This is a genomic window from Streptosporangium sp. H13245 (assembly GCF_055690525.1).
In genome coordinates this window covers 1-1,032 of the sequence record NZ_JBSZKT010000077.1, presented here as the reverse complement: position 1 = coordinate 1,032, position 1,032 = coordinate 1, and the positions used below count along the sequence as shown (strand labels likewise).

Here is a 1,032-nt window from a genome sequence, read left to right as displayed (position 1 = left end):
TGCTTTGTGGTCAAGTCCTCGGCCTATTAGTACTGGTCAGCTCCACACATTACTGCGCTTCCACTTCCAGCCTATCAACCCGGTCGTCTACCGGGAGCCTTACCCACTCTCGTGGTGGGAGACCTCATCTCAAGGCGAGCTTCCCGCTTAGATGCTTTCAGCGGTTATCCCTTCCGAACGTAGCCAACCAGCCGTGCTCCTGGCGGAACAACTGGCACACCAGAGGTTCGTCCGTCCCGGTCCTCTCGTACTAGGGACAGCTCCTTTCAAGTCTCCTGCGCGCGCAGCGGATAGGGACCGAACTGTCTCGCGACGTTCTAAACCCAGCTCGCGTACCGCTTTAATGGGCGAACAGCCCAACCCTTGGGACCTACTCCAGCCCCAGGATGCGACGAGCCGACATCGAGGTGCCAAACCATCCCGTCGATATGGACTCTTGGGGAAGATCAGCCTGTTATCCCCGGGGTACCTTTTAGCCGTTGAGCGACGGCGCTTCCACATGCCACCGCCGGATCACTAGTCCCAGCTTTCGCTCCTGCTCGACCCGTCGGTCTCACAGTCAAGCTCCCTTGTGCACTTACACTCGACACCTGATTGCCAACCAGGCTGAGGGAACCTTTGGGCGCCTCCGTTACTCTTTAGGAGGCAACCGCCCCAGTTAAACTACCCACCAGACACTGTCCCTGATCCGGATCACGGACCGAAGTTAGACGTTCAAAACGACCAGAGTGGTATTTCACCAATGACTCCACCCCCACTAGCGTGAAGGCTTCACCGTCTCCCACCTATCCTACACAAGACGTTCCAAACGCCAATGTCAAGCTATAGTGAAGGTCCCGGGGTCTTTCCGTCCTGCTGCGCGTAACGAGCATCTTTACTCGTAGTGCAATTTCGCCGGGTCTGCGGTTGAGACAGCGGGGAAGTCGTTACGCCATTCGTGCAGGTCGGAACTTACCCGACAAGGAATTTCGCTACCTTAGGATGGTTATAGTTACCACCGCCGTTTACTGGCGCTTAAGTTCTCAGCTTCGC

1 rRNA gene is annotated in these 1,032 nt (G+C 56.7%); it reads right to left on the bottom strand.

What is annotated here, in order from left to right:
• Nucleotides 1-6: 6 nt before the first annotated feature.
• Nucleotides 7-1,032, bottom strand: a 23S ribosomal RNA gene (locus ACW9TB_RS39310); the annotation flags it as partial.